General features: G+C 64.3%; 14 protein-coding genes. 6 read left to right on the top strand and 8 right to left on the bottom strand.

Features of this window, described 5'->3' with window-relative positions; translation table 11 throughout:
* The first annotated feature begins 3 nt into the window (after positions 1-3).
* Genes IVB01_RS29075 through IVB01_RS29060 form a run of 4 tightly spaced genes read left to right on the top strand, consistent with a single transcriptional unit; the run spans position 4 to position 5810 of the window.
* Complete coding sequence (locus IVB01_RS29075; protein ID WP_247417895.1) at positions 4-1878, top strand: extracellular solute-binding protein; 1875 nt, start codon at positions 4-6, stop codon at positions 1876-1878.
* A gap of 2 nt (positions 1879-1880) precedes the next feature.
* The gene (locus tag IVB01_RS29070; RefSeq protein WP_247277848.1) at positions 1881-2990 is read left to right on the top strand and encodes a microcin C ABC transporter permease YejB; all 1110 of its coding nucleotides are present in this window, start codon (positions 1881-1883) and stop codon (positions 2988-2990) included.
* Positions 2990-4168 (top strand): ABC transporter permease, encoded by a 1179-nt coding sequence (locus IVB01_RS29065; protein WP_247277847.1) that lies wholly within the window; start codon positions 2990-2992, stop codon positions 4166-4168. Before IVB01_RS29070 ends, IVB01_RS29065 begins: the two co-directional genes overlap by 1 nt.
* Positions 4169-4172: 4 nt before the next feature.
* Positions 4173-5810 carry an ABC transporter ATP-binding protein gene (locus IVB01_RS29060; RefSeq protein WP_247277846.1) on the top strand — a complete coding sequence of 546 codons (1638 nt, stop codon included), beginning with the start codon at positions 4173-4175 and terminating at the stop codon, positions 5808-5810.
* A 45-nt stretch (positions 5811-5855) separates the two neighbouring features.
* Here IVB01_RS29060 and IVB01_RS29055 read toward each other — a convergent pair whose 3' ends face one another.
* Together IVB01_RS29055 and IVB01_RS29050 are read right to left on the bottom strand one after the other, a co-directional pair.
* On the bottom strand, positions 5856-6701 hold the full coding sequence (locus IVB01_RS29055; RefSeq protein WP_247277845.1) for a C40 family peptidase: 846 nt from the start codon (positions 6699-6701) through the stop codon (positions 5856-5858).
* A complete protein-coding gene (locus IVB01_RS29050; protein WP_247277844.1) occupies positions 6694-8067 on the bottom strand; it encodes a leucyl aminopeptidase family protein in 1374 nt (457 codons plus the stop codon). Before IVB01_RS29050 ends, IVB01_RS29055 begins: the two co-directional genes overlap by 8 nt.
* Before the next feature lie 198 nt (positions 8068-8265).
* Here IVB01_RS29050 and IVB01_RS35785 point away from each other — a divergent pair, with 198 nt between their 5' ends.
* Both IVB01_RS35785 and IVB01_RS29040 read left to right on the top strand, forming a co-directional pair.
* Positions 8266-8469, top strand: a complete 204-nt coding sequence (locus IVB01_RS35785; protein WP_183247077.1) for a hypothetical protein — start codon at positions 8266-8268, stop codon at positions 8467-8469.
* 128 nt (positions 8470-8597) lie between these two features.
* A complete protein-coding gene (locus IVB01_RS29040; RefSeq protein ID WP_247277842.1) occupies positions 8598-9410 on the top strand; it encodes a tetratricopeptide repeat protein in 813 nt (270 codons plus the stop codon).
* A gap of 38 nt (positions 9411-9448) precedes the next feature.
* On the opposite strand, the gene IVB01_RS29035 is transcribed toward IVB01_RS29040, so the two are convergent.
* The 6 genes from IVB01_RS29035 to IVB01_RS29010 are packed head-to-tail and all read right to left on the bottom strand — an operon-like array spanning position 9449 to position 16409.
* On the bottom strand, positions 9449-10423 hold the full coding sequence (locus IVB01_RS29035) for a type II secretion system F family protein (RefSeq protein WP_247277841.1): 975 nt from the start codon (positions 10421-10423) through the stop codon (positions 9449-9451).
* 9 nt (positions 10424-10432) lie between these two features.
* Positions 10433-11410 carry a type II secretion system F family protein gene (locus IVB01_RS29030; RefSeq protein ID WP_247277840.1) on the bottom strand — a complete coding sequence of 326 codons (978 nt, stop codon included), beginning with the start codon at positions 11408-11410 and terminating at the stop codon, positions 10433-10435.
* 13 nt (positions 11411-11423) lie between these two features.
* Complete coding sequence (locus IVB01_RS29025; protein WP_247277839.1) at positions 11424-12893, bottom strand: CpaF family protein; 1470 nt, start codon at positions 12891-12893, stop codon at positions 11424-11426.
* A 20-nt stretch (positions 12894-12913) separates the two neighbouring features.
* Positions 12914-14182, bottom strand: a complete 1269-nt coding sequence (locus IVB01_RS29020; protein ID WP_247277838.1) for an AAA family ATPase — start codon at positions 14180-14182, stop codon at positions 12914-12916.
* Positions 14179-14913 (bottom strand): CpaD family pilus assembly protein, encoded by a 735-nt coding sequence (locus IVB01_RS29015; protein ID WP_247277837.1) that lies wholly within the window; start codon positions 14911-14913, stop codon positions 14179-14181. The genes IVB01_RS29020 and IVB01_RS29015 overlap by 4 nt, the downstream gene beginning before the upstream one ends.
* Positions 14914-14933: 20 nt before the next feature.
* Positions 14934-16409, bottom strand: coding sequence for a type II and III secretion system protein family protein (locus IVB01_RS29010; RefSeq protein ID WP_247277937.1), 1476 nt, complete (start codon positions 16407-16409; stop codon positions 14934-14936).
* Positions 16410-16416: the final 7 nt, after the last annotated feature.

Here is a 16416-nt window from a genome sequence, read left to right as displayed (position 1 = left end):
CGCATGGCGCAGCTTTCACGCCGGCATGTGCTTGCCCTGGGTGCCGCCGGTGCGCTCGGCGCCGCCTGGCAGCGCGGCGCAACGGCATCGGAAATGCCGCCCGAGGCCCACGGCATCTCGGCGTTCGGCGATCTCAAATATCCCGCCGATTTCCATCATTTCGATTATATCAATCCGGGCGCGCCGAAGGGCGGCACGTTCTCGCTCATCCCGTCGGCGAAATCGTATAACCAGTCCTACCAGACCTTCAACTCGCTCAATGCCTTCATCCTCAAGGGCGACGGCGCGCAAGGCATGGACATGACGTTTTCGCCGCTGATGGTGCGGGCGAGTGACGAGCCGGACGCGATGTACGGGCTGGCCGCCAAATCCGTGCAGATATCGCCGGACCGGCTGGTCTATCGCTTCACGATGCGGCCGGAGGCGAAATTCCACGACGGCACCAAGCTCACCGCGCATGATGCCGCGTTCTCACTGACCGCGCTGAAGACCAAGGGGCATCCGCTGCTCATCGTGCAGCTCCGCGACATGGTGAGCGCGGAAGCGATCGACGATGCCACGCTCGTTGTCACCTTTGCCAAGGGGCGGGCGCGCGACGTGCCGCTCTATGCCGCGGGCCTGCCGATCTTTTCGAAAGCGTATTACGCGTCCCGGCCGTTCGACGAATCGACGCTGGATATTCCGCTCGGCTCGGGGCCGTACAGGGTCGGGAGATTCGAGGTCAATCGCTACATCGAATTCGAGCGGGTCAAGGACTGGTGGGCTGCCGATCTGCCGGTTTGCCGCGGCAGCTACAATTTCGACGTCGTGCGTTATGAATTCTATCGCGACCGTGATGTCGCCTTCGAAGGCTTCACCGGCAAGAACTATCTCTACCGTGAGGAATTCACCTCACGCATCTGGGCGACGCGCTATGACTTCCCGGCCGTCAAGGATGGTCGCGTCAAGCTCGAGGTCGTGCCCGACGAAACGCCGTCAGGCGCGCAGGGCTGGTTCATCAACACGCGGCGTGACAAGTTCAAAGACCCCCGCGTGCGCGAAGCCCTCATCAATGCCTTTGACTTCGAGTGGACCAACAAGACTATCATGTACGGCGCTTATGCCCGTACGGTGTCACCGTTCCAGAACTCGGATCTCATGGCGGGCGACGCGCCTCCTTCGCCGGACGAGCTGAAACTGCTGGAGCCGTTTCGCGGCCATGTGCCGGACGACGTGTTCGCGGCCCCATTCACGCCGCCGGTCTCGGACGGCTCCGGGCAAGACCGGAGCCTGCTGCGCAAGGCGCAGCAATTGCTAAACGAAGCCGGTGTCCCGATCAAGGATGGCAAGCGGGTGCTGCCGAACGGAGAGGTGTTCAGGATCGAATTCCTGCTGGACGAGCCCTCCTTCCAGCCGCACCACGCGCCCTACATCAAGAACCTGGGGACGCTCGGCATCGAAGCGAGCGTGCGCCTCGTCGATGCCGTGCAATACAGGGCGCGCCAGGAAGAGTTCGACTTCGATATGACGATCCAGCGCTTCAGCATGTCGGCGACGCCCGGCGACGCCATGCGCGCATTCTTTTCTTCGCAGGTCGCTGCGACCAAAGGCTCATACAATCTCGCAGGCGTCGCCAGCCCGGCCATCGACGCCATGATCGAAAAGATCATGGCGGCGGACAGCCGAGAAGATTTGACCATCGCGTGCCGCGCCTTCGACCGTCTGTTCCGCGCCGGCCGATATTGGGTGCCGCAATGGTACAACAAGACGCACCGGCTGGCTTATTGGGATCAGTTCGGCCACCCTCAGAAGCTGCCGCGTTATGCCAACGGCGTCGGCGCACCCGACATCTGGTGGCATGAACCCGCCAAGGCCGCCAAGCTCGAGCAGGCGAAATAATCATGAGCGCCTATATCGCCCGCCGCATCCTCTTGATGATCCCGACGCTGCTCGGGATTCTCTTCGTGTCCTTTATCGTCGTGCAGTTCGCGCCGGGTGGCCCGGTCGAGCGCGTGATCGCGCAGCTCTCCGGCGCCGACACCGGCGGCAGCTCGCGCATATCGGGCGGCGGCGACTTCGCTCAGCGTGCACCGGGGCAAGTCGGGGCCGGTGGCGACGCTATCAACTCGAAATATCGCGGCGCGCAAGGTCTTGATCCTGACTTCATCAAGAAGCTCGAGGTACAGTTCGGTTTCGACAAGCCGGCACCGGAACGCTTTCTCCTGATGGTCTGGAATTTCGCGCGCTTCGATTTCGGCAAGAGCTATTTCCGCGATGTCAGCGTGATCCAGCTGATCAAGGAGAAGCTGCCGGTCTCGATTTCGCTCGGGATCTGGCTGACTCTGATTACTTATCTGATCTCGATCCCACTTGGCATCCGCAAGGCGGTCAAGGACGGCACGCGCTTCGACACCTGGACGTCGACCGTGCTCGTGCTCGGCTATGCCATTCCCGGATTTCTGTTCGCCATCCTCCTCATCATCCTGTTTGCCGGCGGCTCGTTCTTCAACTGGTTCCCGCTGCGTGGACTGACCTCGGACGGCTGGTCGCAGTTTCCCTGGTATTGGAAGATCCTCGATTATTTCTGGCATCTGACGCTGCCGCTGATCGCCATGGGGCTCGGCGCGTTCACCACCATGACGTTCCTGACCAAGAATTCGTTCCTGGACGAGATTCGCAAGCAGTATGTCATGACCGCGCGCGCCAAGGGGTGCAGCGAGGGCCGGGTGCTTTACGGCCATGTGTTCCGCAATGCGATGCTGATCGTGATCGCCGGTTTTCCAGGGACGTTCATCCACGCCTTCTTCTCGGGCTCGCTGCTGATCGAGACCATCTTCTCGCTGGACGGGCTCGGGCTGCTCAGTTTCGAGAGCGTGCTCAACCGTGACTATCCCGTGGTGTTCGGCACGCTCTACATCTTTTCGTTGGTCGGCCTCGTGATCAACCTGATCTCCGACCTGACCTATATGTGGATCGACCCCCGGATCGATTTCGAGGCGCGGGAGGTCTGATGACAATTATCGCGCCGACGCCGATCGAGACCACGACGCAGTCTCCGCTGGGTGAGGTCGTTCCAATCACGCGCAAGTCGTTCGCGCCTTCGCCGCTCAACCGGCGGCGATGGCAGAACTTCAAGGCGAACCGCCGCGGCTATTGGTCGTTCTGGATGTTCATTATTCTGTTCGTGGTCTCGCTGTTCGCCGAGTTGATCGCCAACGACCGGCCTTTCCTGATCAAGTTCGACGGCCGGCTCTATTGGCCGGCCTTCGTGACCTATTCGGAAACCACCTTCGGCGGCGACTTCGAGACTGCGGCCGACTACCGCGATCCCTTTTTGCAGAAGCTGATCAAGGACAAGGGCGGCAGCATCGTCTGGCCGCTGATCCGCTATTCTTACGATACCCACAATCTTGACCTGCCGACGCCGGCGCCGTCGCCGCCGACCTGGATGCTGACCGAGAAGCAATGCAAGCCGGTGGTGGAGAAGAAGGGGCTGAAGAGCTGCCGCGACCTCGAATACAACTGGCTCGGCACCGACGATCAGGGACGCGACGTGGTCGCACGACTGATCTACGGCTTCCGCATCTCGGTGCTGTTCGGCCTGTGTCTCACCATCATCTCGTCGGTGATCGGCATCGCGGCGGGGGCGGTGCAGGGCTATTTCGGCGGTCGGGTCGATCTCATCTTCCAGCGCTTCATCGAGATCTGGACGGCGATTCCCTCGCTCTACCTTCTCCTGATCCTGTCCTCGGTCCTCGTGCCCGGCTTCTTCGTGCTGCTCGGCATCCTGTTGCTGTTCTCCTGGGTCTCACTGGTGGGTCTCGTGCGGGCCGAGTTCCTGCGCGGGCGCAACTTCGAATACATTCAGGCGGCGCGGGCGCTTGGCGTGTCTAATCAGGTCATCATGTTCCGCCACCTGCTGCCGAACGCCATGGTCGCGACCATGACGTTCCTGCCCTTCATCGTGTCGAGCTCGGTGATGACGCTGACGGCGCTCGATTTCCTGGGCTTCGGCCTGCCGCCGGGATCGCCTTCGCTGGGCGAATTGCTGTCCCAGGCGAAAGCCAATGTGCAAGCACCTTGGCTCGGCTTCTCCGGCTTCTTCTCGGTCGCGATCATGCTGTCGCTCTTGATCTTCATCGGCGAAGCCGTGCGCGACGCCTTCGATCCGCGCAAGACGTTCAGGTGAGCCAATGGACGCGATCAACCAGCCTCTGCTCAGCGTGCGCGATCTCTCTGTCGCCTTCCACCAGGGCGGCGCTACCACGCTCGCGGTCGACAAGGTCTCGTTCCAGATCAAGCGCGGCGAATGCGTGGCGCTGGTGGGCGAATCCGGCTCCGGCAAATCGGTCAGCGCGCTCTCGATCCTGAAGCTGCTGCCCTATCCGAACGCCTCGCATCCCTCCGGCAGCATCCGCTTCAAAGGGCAGGAGCTGATCGACCAGTCCGAGCAGCAGATGCGGGGGATTCGCGGCAGCGACATCTCCATCATCTTCCAGGAGCCGATGACCTCGCTCAATCCGCTGCACACGATCGAGGCGCAGATCGGCGAGATGATCCAGCTGCATAATCCGACCAGCAATGCCGAGGCGCGCAAGCGGACGCTCGAGCTATTGACCCAGGTCGGTATTCCCGAGCCGGAGACGCGGCTGAAGAGCTATCCGCACCAGCTCTCCGGTGGCCAGCGCCAGCGCGTGATGATCGCGATGGCGCTCGCCAATGAGCCGGACCTCTTGATTGCGGACGAGCCGACCACGGCGCTCGACGTCACCGTGCAGGCGCAGATCCTGGCGCTGCTCGCTGAGATTCGCGCGCGGCTCGGCATGAGCCTGCTCTTCATCACCCACGATCTCGGTATCGTCCGCCGCATCGCCGATACGGTCTGCGTCATGAAGGGCGGCGTGATCGTCGAGCACGGGCCGGTCGAGCAGGTCTTCAAGAGCCCGAAGCATCCCTATACGCGCGACCTGCTCGCGGCGGAGCCGAAGCCCGATCCGGCGCCGCCGCAGCCGGGTGCGCCGTTAGTGATGTCGGCCAACGATCTGAGGGTCTGGTTCCCGATCAAGCGCGGCTTGATGCGCAAGACGGTCGGCCACATCAAGGCGGTCGACGGCGTCAGCCTCGCCGTGCGCAAGGGCGAGACGCTCGGCGTCGTCGGCGAATCCGGCTCGGGCAAGACCACGCTGGGGCTCGCATTGCTAAGGCTGATCTCGTCGAACGGCCGGATCGTGTTCCTGGGCAAGGACATCCAGGGCTTGCGCTTCAAGGAAATGCGGCCCTTCCGGCGCGACATGCAGATCGTGTTCCAGGACCCGTTCGGCTCGCTCAGCCCGCGCATGTCGGTCGCCGACATCATCGCCGAAGGGCTCTCCGTGCACCAGCCGAATCTCTCGCGTGAGGAGCGCGAGGGCCGCGTCGTCAAGGCGCTCGAGGATGTCGGACTCAATCCAGAGACGCGCTTCCGCTATCCCCATGAATTCTCCGGCGGCCAGCGCCAACGTATCAGCATCGCCCGGGCGGTGGTGCTGGAGCCGGATTTCGTCGTGTTAGACGAGCCGACCAGCGCGCTCGACATGCTGTTCCAGGCGCAGATGGTCGATCTGTTGCGGGAGCTCCAGCGCAAGCGCGAGCTCACCTACATGTTCATCTCGCACGATCTGCGCGTCGTCGCCTCGCTCGCCAGCCATCTCATCGTGATGCGCGGCGGCAAAGTGGTTGAGGAGGGGCAGGCCGCCGAGCTGTTCAAGAACCCGAAGACGGATTACACCCGAGCGCTGTTCGCCGCCGCGTTCCGGCTGGAGACTGCGGGCAACGGCTCGGTGGCGACGTAGTGCTTCACCTCTCTGTACGGAGAGCTGTCGCCCGCCGCCACGAGATTAAGCGAGCCGATTGATCGCGACGACCTCGCTGCCGGCCTGCCTGATGCGCGCAAGCGCCGGCCCGGTTGGTTCGATCACGGTGGCCATGTGATAGGCGTTGGCGTGAACCATGGTGGCCCCGTCGCGCACGATGGCAACGTGGCCCTTCCAGAAGATCAGATCTCCGCGTTGCAGCTTGTCCCACTCATGCGCCTCGAGCGCGCGGCCGAGGCCTGCCTGCTGCATGTCGCTGTCGCGCGGGCAGCCGATGCCGGCAGCAGTCAGCGAGACTTGCACCAGGCCCGAGCAATCGATGCCAAAGCTGCTTTTGCCGCCCCAGAGATAGGGCGTGCCGACGAAGCGCTCGGCGACGGCGACGAAGTCCGGCTCGCGATGATCGAGCGGGACGAGATGGATCTTCGGCAAGAACGTTCCGTCGCCCGTCACCGCGAAGGCCCCATGCTCGCGCACGATCGTGAGCTTTGATCCAAGCACCAGCGTGTCGGCCGGCGGCAGCTTGATTGAAGGGCCGGGAAACGCAAACGTCCGGAGTACACTGACGACGTGGGTCGGCGTTGCCGCGGGGCGAGCCAGGCCCGCATCCGGCAGCCAGCCGACATAGCCGTCGGCATTGAGCTGGCCCCAGGCCCAGCCTTCGCCGTTGCGGTCGTAAATGGTGACGCGCTCACCGCGCAGCGCCTCGGTCATCAACTTCGCATTCGAGGATGGCTGCTCACGCACGGCCGCGATGGCCTCGACCACCTCGAATTCCTCGCCAGTGACGAAGCGTTTCGCCTCCACCTTGCCTTGGAGATATTTCGCGGCGATGTCGCCCCGCACCGGCGTCAGCCGTGGATCATGCATAGCGCTCACTCAGCAATGAATAGAGAGCGCGCGCAGCCTGGCACTCGCCGCCCTCCGGCCGCGCCGGCTTCGCCGACGGCGTCCAGCCGTAGATGTCGACATGCAGCCAGCTCCTGGCATGCTCGACGAAGCGTTGCAGGAATAGCGCGCAGGTGATCGAGCCGGCAAAGCCGCCCGACGGGGCATTGGTGATGGTCGCCGTCTTGGAGTCCAGCCAGGCATCGTAAGGCGGCCACAGCGGCATGCGCCACAACGGATCGTTCTCCCTTACCGCGCAACGCGCGACATCGGCCGCCAGCGTCTCATCATTGGTGTAAAAAGGCGGTAGATCCGGCCCCAGCGCAACGCGTGCCGCGCCGGTCAGCGTGCCCAAATCGATTAGCAGCTCCGGCTTTTCCTCATCGGCCAGCGCCAGCGCGTCGGCGAGGACGAGGCGGCCTTCCGCGTCGGTATTGCCGATCTCGACCGTGATGCCCTTGCGCGAGGTGAAGATGTCGAGGGGGCGGAAGGCGTTGCCGGCGACCGCGTTCTCCACGGCCGGAATCAGCACGCGCAATCGGACCTTCAGCTTCGCATCCATCACCATGCCTGCGAGCGCCAGCACATTGGCGGCGCCACCCATGTCCTTCTTCATGATCAGCATGCCGCTCGACGGCTTCAGGTCGAGTCCGCCGGTGTCGAAGCAGACGCCCTTGCCGACCAGCGTCACCTTGGGATGAGCCGGATCGCCCCAGCCGATGTCGATCAGTCGCGGCGCACGGCTAGAGGCCATGCCGACGGCATGGATCAGCGGAAAATTCGTCTTCAGATCGTCACCGATGGTGCAGGCGAAGCTTGCGCCGAATTCGGCGGCGAGCGCCTGCGCGGCGGCGGCGAGCTGCTCTGGTCCCATGTCGTTGGCCGGCGTGTTGATGAGATCGCGTGCCAGCATCGCCGCGTCGGCGACGCGATCGATCTCGGTCGCGTCGACGCCATCAGGCGGCACCAGCCGGACGCCGGGCCTGTCAGCCTTGCGGTAGCGGGCGTAGCGGTAGCTGCCGAGCGCGAAGGCCAGCGCCGCCAGCCGTGCATCGTGCGGTGAATTGGCAAAACGGTAGGTGCCCGGCGGCAGCAGCCCAGGCAGGGCGCCCGGCCGGAACAGGTCGCGCGATCTGGCGCCTTCGTCCTCGAGGCCGAACAGCACCTGTGCAATTGCGCCGTCCGGCGCGGGCAGCGCGAGATAGCCGCCAGGCTTGGCGGCAAAGGCACTCGCGGCCGCGAACTGGCGCTGCGCCGCCGGCAGCGCCTCGGCGACCTGATCCCAGCTCGATTTGGTGACGAAGGTGATCGGGATGGCAGTGGGCGACGTCTCGAAGACAGAAGGCATTTGGCGGGTCCGGATCGTCAGATCAAGCGGGTCGTACGAACGGACGAGACTTCGCAGAGTTTCGGCGCCGCCGCAATCGGCTTTGCTGTCACCGTTCAGCGAGCCGCTACTCGCAGCGAGGGGGCCATGCTAGGTTCCGAGCACGGCCGCCAGATATGGAAATCGCCGGCGGCCGAGGACGCCTGCCGGGAGGATGCAATGGAATTTGTGTGGAGCGTAGTCACATTCATCGGCCAGGCCGTTGAGGCGATTTTCGGCTATGTCGAGCATCATCATTGGATCTTCGCGTTCCTTGCCGGCGGCTACGTCTTCTATCTGCACGACCGCTCCGTCCATGCGCGGTTCGATGCGCTGGACAAACGCGTCGATGAAATCCGCAAGCGACTTGCCATCGAATATTGACCGGCGGGACGAAACCGCCGTCGGGAAGCTCTCGTATCTCCCACTCGTCGGTGTTAACTGGCCGTTAGGGTTAACAGTCTATTGCTGGCGCGTTCGGCTCGATCAATCGGCTCGAGAGTCAAAGTGTCATGCGTCAACGGTTCAGTCTTGCCCGGCTTCTTGCGTCCACCTCGCTGGTCGCGGCGTTGGCCATGGGCCTCGGCGGCTGCACGGGCATGTCGAAGCTCTCCGAGGTCACGGGCTCGGTCGGGCCGCGGGCGGAAGCCGCTCCGGCCGATCCCGCGCGCGCTGCCGAAGTCTATGGCGAGCGCTATCGCGCCAATCCCAAGGATGCTGACGCCGCGCTCGCCTATGGTCAGGCCTTGCGCGCCAATGGCCAGCGTGCCCAGGCCGCCGCCGTGCTCGAGCAGGCGACCATCGCCAATCCCGGCAACAAGGCGCTGCTCGCCCAGTACGGCCGCGCGCTCGCCGACAACGGCAATTTCCAGCAGGCCTTCGACGTGCTGTCGAAGGCGCATTCGCCCGACAATCCGGACTGGCGCCTGCTCTCGGTGCAAGGTACTGCGCTCGACCAGATGGGCCGGCACGACGAGGCGCGCTCCTATTATGCGAGCGCCCTGAAGATCGCACCAGGTGATCCCGGCGTCCTCTCCAATCTCGGCCTGTCCTACATGTTGACGAGGAACCTGCCCAAGGCCGAAGAGGCGCTGCGACAGGCTTACGCTTCGCCGCGCGCGAGCGCCCGGGTGCGGCAGAATCTCGGTCTGGTCGTCGGCCTGCAAGGGCGCTTCGCCGAAGCCGAGACCATCGTGAAGGCGGACCTGCCGCCGGACCAGGCCGCGGCCAATGTCGCCTATCTCAAGGAAATGCTGAACCGCAACGACGCTCCGCGCGGGGCGCCGAAGCGGACGCCGGTCGCCTCGCTCGGCCAGCCCGATTAATCGGCCTGATCTTGGACCGCGCGCGGGGGTCTCTCGCGTCAGTGCAGCTCGGTGATCTTGATGCCCGTCGGTCCGAGAATGACGACGAACAGGACCGGAAGGAAGAACAGGATCATCGGCACCGTCAGTTTCGGCGGTAGCGCAGCGGCCTTCTTCTCGGCCTCATTCATGCGCATGTCGCGGTTTTCCTGCGCCATGACACGCAGGGAATGCCCGAGCGGCGTACCGTAGCGCTCCGCCTGCTGAAGCGCCAGACAGACCGACTTGACGCCTTCGAGCCCGGTGCGCCGCGCCAGGTTCTCATAGGCCATCTTCCGGTCCTGCAAGTAGGACAGCTCGGCCGTGGTCAGTGCGAACTCCTCCGACAGTGCGATCGACTGGCCGACGATCTCCGTGGCGACTTTGCGGAACGCCATTTCGACCGACATGCCGGATTCGATGCAGATCAGCAGCAGGTCGAGCGCGTCGGGAAAGGCGCGCTTGATCGAGAGCTGGCGCTTGGAGATCGCGTTCTTGAGGAACAGCATCGGCGCCTGGAGGCCGAGATAGGCCGCGCCGACGCAGATGCCGATCTTGACCGGCAGCGCCTGCTCAAGGTGCGCGATCAAGAAGACGTAGATGGCGGTACCGATGAAGAGCGCGATCGGAGCGACCATGCGGGCAAACAGGAAGGTGATGTAGGGCGCCTGGCCGCGGTAGCCCGCCATGATGAGCTTGTCGCGGGCGGCCTCCTGCGCCAGCCATTTGGTGAGGTTGAAGTCCTCGACCACCTTGGAGACGAGCTGCTTCGGCGACTGGCGCAGCGAGACCTTCTCGTTCTTGTTGAGGCGCTCGCGCTCGCGCTGCCGGAGGCGCTCACGCTCGCTCGCCACCGCCTTCATGCGCTTGGAGAGTCCCTCGCCGGCAAACAGCGGCATCACCAGCGTATAGACGGTGGCGCTGGCGGCAATGGCTGCCAGCAGCATGGTCATGAAGCGGACGTCATGTAGCTTCGAAACGAGAAACTCGACCATACGGCACCGTCAGAAATCGAAGTTGATCATCTTCTTCATCACCATGATGCCGATCGACATCCAGACGACGCAGCCGACCAGCATCAGCTGGCCGGTCGGGTGGGTCCAAAGCAGCGAGATGTAGTGCGGCGTCGTGAGATAGACGAGGAACATCACGATCGGCGGCAGCGAGCCGATGATGCCTGCCGAGGCCTTCGCCTCCATCGACATCGCCTGAATCTTTTCCTTCATCTTCTTGCGGTCGCGCAGCACCTTGGAGAGGTTGCCGAGCGCTTCGGAGAGGTTGCCGCCCGATTTCTGCTGGATCGAGATAACGATGCCGAAGAAGTTCGCCTCTGGGAGCGGCATGCGCTCATAGAGACGCAAGCAGGCCTCACCGAGCGGCATGCCGATCGCCTGCGTCTCGATGATCTGGAGGAACTCGGTGCGCAGCGGCTCCGGTGAATCGGCAGCGACGACCTTGATCGATTCGAACAGCGGCAGACCCGCCTTGATGCCGCGCACGATCACGTCGACCGCATCAGGCAGCGCCGCCAGGAACTTGGACTCGCGGCGCTTCTTGAGGAAACCCAGTGCCCAGCGCGGCAGGCCGAAGCCGCCAGCAAAAGCCAGGCCGGCGGCACCGAGCAGGCCGCCCCCGACGAACAGAGCGGCCGCGAACAGCACGCCCGCCACGACGGCGGACACCACCCAGAATTTCTGCGCCGTCCAGTCGAGCCCTGCCTGCGAGAGGCGGACACTGAGCGGAACCCGCTTCTCCTGCTGGCGCCGCGCCTCGAGATCCTTGAGCGAAGTCTCGACCTGCTCACGGCGCGTTCGTTGGCTCTTCTCGGTCTGCTTGGCCGCGGGCGCGTCGGCACGCGCGATCGCCGCGCGGCGGTTTTCGGCTTTCCGCTCCCCTGACAGGAGTGGATAGAGGAAGACCCAGGCGATGCCGCCGACGGCGGCCGTGGCGAGAAACGCGAGCGCGAGGACCTGCATGTTCACGACGCTGACCTCCTCACGTTGTCGGCGCCACTTCCGCGGCGTCGAGCGCGGCGGCAAGGCGCTTCTCTTCGCCGTAATAGCGGGCGCGTTCCCAGAATTTCGGGCGGCCGATGCCGGTCGAGCGGTGCCGGCCGATGATCTTGCCGTTGGCGTCTTCGCCGATCAGGTCGTAGAGGAAGATATCTTGGGTGATGATGGTGTCACCTTCCATGCCCATCACTTCGGTGATGTGGGTGATCCGGCGCGAGCCGTCACGCAGGCGTGCGGCCTGAATGATGACATCGATGGATGCGCAGATCATCTCGCGAATGGTGCGCGAGGGCAGAGAGAAGCCGCCCATAGTGATCATGGATTCGCAGCGCGACAGCGCCTCGCGCGGATTGTTGGCGTGCAGCGTTCCCATCGAGCCGTCATGGCCGGTGTTCATGGCCTGAAGCAGGTCGAACGCCTCGGGGCCGCGGACTTCGCCGACGATGATGCGTTCGGGGCGCATACGAAGGCAGTTGCGCACCAGCTCGCGCATGGTGACCTGGCCTTCGCCTTCGATGTTGGGCGGGCGGGTTTCGAGCCGGACCACGTGAGGTTGCTGGAGCTGGAGCTCGGCCGCGTCCTCGCAGGTGATGACCCGCTCGTCGTGCTCGATGTAGTTGGTCAGACAATTGAGCAGCGTCGTCTTGCCCGAGCCGGTACCGCCGGAGATCAGCACGTTGCAGCGGACCCGTCCGATGATCTGGAGGATCTCTGCGCCTTCCGGCGAGATCGCGCCGAACTTGACGAGCTGATCGAGCGTCAGCTTGTCCTTCTTGAATTTGCGGATGGTGAGGGCGGGGCCGTCGATCGCGAGCGGCGGCACGATAGCGTTGACGCGGGAGCCGTCGGCGAGGCGCGCGTCGCAGATCGGTGAGGATTCGTCGACGCGCCGGCCGACCTGGCTGACGATGCGCTGACAGATATTGAGGAGCTGCTGGTTGTCGCGAAACCGGATTCCGGTGCGCTGGATCTTGCCGCCGACTTCGATGAAGACGGTGCCGGCGCCGTTCACCATGATATCGGCGATGTCGTCGCGCGCGAGCAGGGGCTCGAGGGGGCCATAGCCGAGCACGTCGTTGCAGATATCGTCGAGCAGTTCCTCCTGCTCGGCGATCGACATCACGATGTTCTTGATCGCGATGATCTCGTTGACGATGTCGCGGATTTCCTCGCGGGCGGACTCGGAATCGAGCTTGGCGAGCTGGGCGAGGTCGATGGCCTCGATCAGCGCGCCGAAGATGGTCGCCTTGACCTCGTAATAATTGTCCGAGCGCCGGCTCTCCATGGCGGGAGGCGGCGGGGCCTTGGCAGGGGCAAGCGGTGGCGAGGCGACGGCCGGCGGGAGCGGGCCGCGCGACACCGTTGCCGCCGGAGCCTGGGAAGGCTCGGGCAACACGGCGCCGGGCTTGGGAGCCCGAAGGTCGGTGTCTGTTCCGCTACGCTTACCGAACACTTAACAACTCCATGCGGCGGCTATTTTCCCCGCAACTTCTCAATCAGGGGTGAAAACAAGGACGACTTTTGTTTCTTGGTCTCGCTCCGGCCGGTCAGGCGCTGGGCGATCTGAAGGAACATCTCGATCGACTTGTGATTGGCCGAGATCTCCGCAATCATCTGCCCGTTATTGGCCGCCGAGCCGAAGATCTGCGGCTCGAACGGAATCGAGGCGATCGGCTGGCTCTCGATCGCCTTGGCGAATTCCGTGGCGGCGATTTCGGGACGTTTCGGAACACCGACCTGGTTCAGGCAGTAGAGCGGCGGCCGGTCGTTGGGGCGCGAGGCCTTCAAAAGGTCGAACAGGTTCTTCGTGTTGCGCAAATTCGCCAGATCTGGCGCGGCCACGATCAGGATATCGTCCGCTCCGATCAAGGCGCGCTTGGTCCAGCCCGACCATTGGTGCGGCACGTCGAGCACGATGCAGGGCATGGTGGAGCGCAGCGTGTCGAATACGGCATCGAAAGCGTCGGAGCCGAAGTCATAGACGCGGTCGAGCGTCGCGGGCGCCGCCAGCAGGCTGAGATGGTCGGTGCATTTCGACAGCAGACGGTCGATGAAGGCTGTATCGACGCGATCGGGTGAGAACACGGCGTCGGCGATGCCCTGTGGCGGGTCCTGGTTGTAGTCCAGCCCGGCCGTGCCGAAGGCGAGGTCGAGATCGGCGACGACCGCATCCATCGCGAGATCGCGCGCGATCGCCCAGGCAACGTTGTGGGAGATGGTGGAAGCGCCGACGCCGCCCTTGGCGCCGACCACGGCGATGATGCGGCCGACTGCCTTGGCTTCGGGCGCCGAGAACAGGTTGCAGATCGAGCGCACGACGTCGATCGCGCCGACCGGCGCGAGCACGTAGTCGCTGACACCGCGGCGCACCAGCTCGCGGTAGAGCATCACGTCGTTGATGCGGCCGATCACGACCACGCGGGTGCCGGCGTCGCAGACGGTGGCAAGCTGGTCGAGCCCGCCCAGGAGATCGTTGCGGCCGTCGCTTTCGAGCACGATCACGTTTGGTGTCGGGGCGGAGCGATAGGCTTCGATCGCCGCCGCCATGCCGCCCATCTGGATCTTCAGATGGGCTTTGCCGAGACGGCGATCCTCGCCGGCCGACTGCACCGCGGCAGCGGTCTCTACGGTCTCGCAGAAGGCCTGGACCGAGACACGCGGCGAGGGCGCAATATGCTCATCGACCGGCGGGGGTGGGGCCTCCGGCTGCTCTTCTTGAGGCTGGCGAGCGTAGCTGATCATTTGCCGGTGTCGCTGAGTTTGGCCTTGTCGGCTTCAGGATAGGAGACCGCCGTCGACGTTCCTTTGCGATACTTCTCGAGGAGCGTGGTGCGACGCGCCATGTAGGACGGCGTTTCGGCCCTCGGCTGCTCGAGGTCCGACGGATTGTTGACCATCGCAGCGAGGTTGCGCTGATAGGCGCAGCCGTAATTGTAATAGTCCTTGTTCTCGAACCAGCTCTTGTTCTTCATCGAGGGGCCGATGTCCTCCGGCCACAGGCCGCAGGGACCCGCGACCGCGGCGATCTTGGAGTAAGTGAGCCGGATCGGCGGCAGGAAGCGCTTGTCTTCCGGCTGATAGGGGCGAACGTTGACGCCGCGCGGCGGAACGCCGGCCGCCGCCAGCATCGCCTGGATCTCACGCATGGTATCCGCGACCGGACGTGCGTTGGGCGTGCCGGATGGCACGTCGATCCGGATCGCGCCGGTGCCCTCGTGCAGCCAGGCCGAGGCGACGCCCATCACGTCGGCGCGCTGGGCGGCGGTCAAGCCGCCGCGGGCGTGGCCGACGAAGACGACGATCGAGCGGTTCTGCTCTTCGATCGCGATCGGATGGCGCTGCTTGTAATCGTCGGGAATGGAGGCGGTGACCGCTTCGTCGTGCTGGCAGCCGCCGAGGGCGAGCGCCATGCCGACGAGCGCGCCACCGAGGCGGATGGCGCGTTTGCGAAGCTGGGGTGGTCTTGTGATCATCTTGAAGTCCCCGTTCCGCTTCAGTCGGTGATGAAGCCGTAGGTGCCGCGGTAATTTCTGGCCGGTTCGGTCCGACCGGGCACGCCGTAGATGCGGTTGATGTTGCCGATCAGCTCGGCCTGCGGATCGGAAGGCGCGGCGAAGCCGTCATCCGGCCGCGACAGATCCTTTTGCGCAACCGCGCGAACGACATAAGGCGTCACGATCACGACCAGTTCGGTCGCGTTGTTGACGAAGTCGCGGCTGCGGAACAGCGTGCCGAGGATCGGGAGCTGCATCAGCCCCGGCAGTCCGCTGACCGCCTGCTTGGTCTGCTGCTGGATCAGGCCGGCCATCGCCATCGCGCCGCCCGAGGGAATTTCCAGCGAAGTCTCGGCGCGACGGGTCCTGATCGAGGGCACCGTCAGCGAGTTCACCGACGTCGAGGTCACCGCCTGGGAGAGCGTGATCGCATTCTCGTTCGACAGTTCCGAGACTTCGGTCATCACGCGCAGGCTGATCTTGCCCTCGCTCAGAACCACCGGAGTGAAGTTGAGCGAGATGCCGAACTTCTTGAAGCTGATCTGGGTGGTACAGACATGCGTGGTCGGATCGCACGCATAGCCTGCCGGCACCGGGAATTCACCGCCGGCAATGAAGGTCGCCGACTCGCCGGAGATCGCGGTGAGATTCGGCTCGGCCAGCGTACGGATCACGCCCGCGGTCTCCATCGCGCGGAGGGTGGCCTGCACGGACGGCGTCGCGCCGAATTTCGTGGTCAGGTTGTTGCCGTCCACGAGATTGCGGCCAAGGGCCGTGAACGGGTTGGAGTTGGAGAAGCTCACCACGGAGGTGCCGTAGTTCAGGTTCGCGGAGAGGTCGATGCCGAGCTGCTTGACGATGTTGCGCTGGACTTCGGCCACCGTTACCTTCAGCATGACCTGATCGCGGCCGCGGACCACGATCGAGTTCACCACCTTGTCGGCGCCGCCGGCGAGTCGCGCGGCGAGATCATTGGCCTGCTGCGCTTCGAGCGGGTTCGCAGCCGTGCCGGTCAGGACGATGCCGTCGCCGAGGCCGTCGATCTGGATGTCGGAGTTGGGCAGGATCTGCTTCAGTGCGGCCCGCGCGCCGTTGAGGTCGCGCTTGACCGCGATGTCATAGGCCGCAATCTGCTGGCCGGCGGAATCAAAGAACACGATATTGGTCTGGCCGACCGAGGCGCCGATGATGTAGGCGCGCTGCGCCGAGCGGACCACCGCATTGGCGATCTTGGGGTCGGCGACCAGCACATCCTTGATGTCCCGCGGCAGATCGATGACGACAGATTTGCCGATGCCGAGCGAGAGGAAACGCGCGTTCATCTGGCCGTCGGCCGCGACCGGCACCACGGGACGGTAGTCGGCGGCGACCACCGGGCTGAGGGCCGGGTTCAGCGTCAGCGCGAGGACGGCCGAAAACGACAGGGCGCGAACCACTGAGGTTCGCATCGTCGCCAGATTTGCCCTGCATTTCATATCGACT

It is taken from the genome of Bradyrhizobium sp. 164 (genome assembly GCF_023073715.1).
Lineage (GTDB): Bacteria > Pseudomonadota > Alphaproteobacteria > Rhizobiales > Xanthobacteraceae > Bradyrhizobium.
The sequence above is the reverse complement of the archived record's forward strand: the minus strand, read 5'-3'. Positions and strand labels throughout refer to the sequence as shown.

Bases quoted from the DNA above. Each gene is read 5' to 3' on its own strand.
- IVB01_RS29060 (WP_247277846.1), top strand. From the start codon at position 4,173: ATGGACGCGATCAACCAGCCTCTGCTCAGCGTGCGCGATCTCTCTGTC.
- IVB01_RS29015 (WP_247277837.1), bottom strand. From the start codon at position 14,913: ATGATCACAAGACCACCCCAGCTTCGCAAACGCGCCATCCGCCTCGGT.
- IVB01_RS29065 (WP_247277847.1), top strand. From the start codon at position 2,990: ATGACAATTATCGCGCCGACGCCGATCGAGACCACGACGCAGTCTCCG.
- IVB01_RS29010 (WP_247277937.1), bottom strand. From the start codon at position 16,409: ATGAAATGCAGGGCAAATCTGGCGACGATGCGAACCTCAGTGGTTCGC.
- IVB01_RS29040 (WP_247277842.1), top strand. From the start codon at position 8,598: ATGCGTCAACGGTTCAGTCTTGCCCGGCTTCTTGCGTCCACCTCGCTG.
- IVB01_RS29035 (WP_247277841.1), bottom strand. From the start codon at position 10,423: ATGGTCGAGTTTCTCGTTTCGAAGCTACATGACGTCCGCTTCATGACC.
- IVB01_RS35785 (WP_183247077.1), top strand. From the start codon at position 8,266: ATGGAATTTGTGTGGAGCGTAGTCACATTCATCGGCCAGGCCGTTGAG.
- IVB01_RS29075 (WP_247417895.1), top strand. From the start codon at position 4: ATGGCGCAGCTTTCACGCCGGCATGTGCTTGCCCTGGGTGCCGCCGGT.
- IVB01_RS29055 (WP_247277845.1), bottom strand. From the start codon at position 6,701: ATGCATGATCCACGGCTGACGCCGGTGCGGGGCGACATCGCCGCGAAA.
- IVB01_RS29050 (WP_247277844.1), bottom strand. From the start codon at position 8,067: ATGCCTTCTGTCTTCGAGACGTCGCCCACTGCCATCCCGATCACCTTC.
- IVB01_RS29020 (WP_247277838.1), bottom strand. From the start codon at position 14,182: ATGATCAGCTACGCTCGCCAGCCTCAAGAAGAGCAGCCGGAGGCCCCA.
- IVB01_RS29070 (WP_247277848.1), top strand. From the start codon at position 1,881: ATGAGCGCCTATATCGCCCGCCGCATCCTCTTGATGATCCCGACGCTG.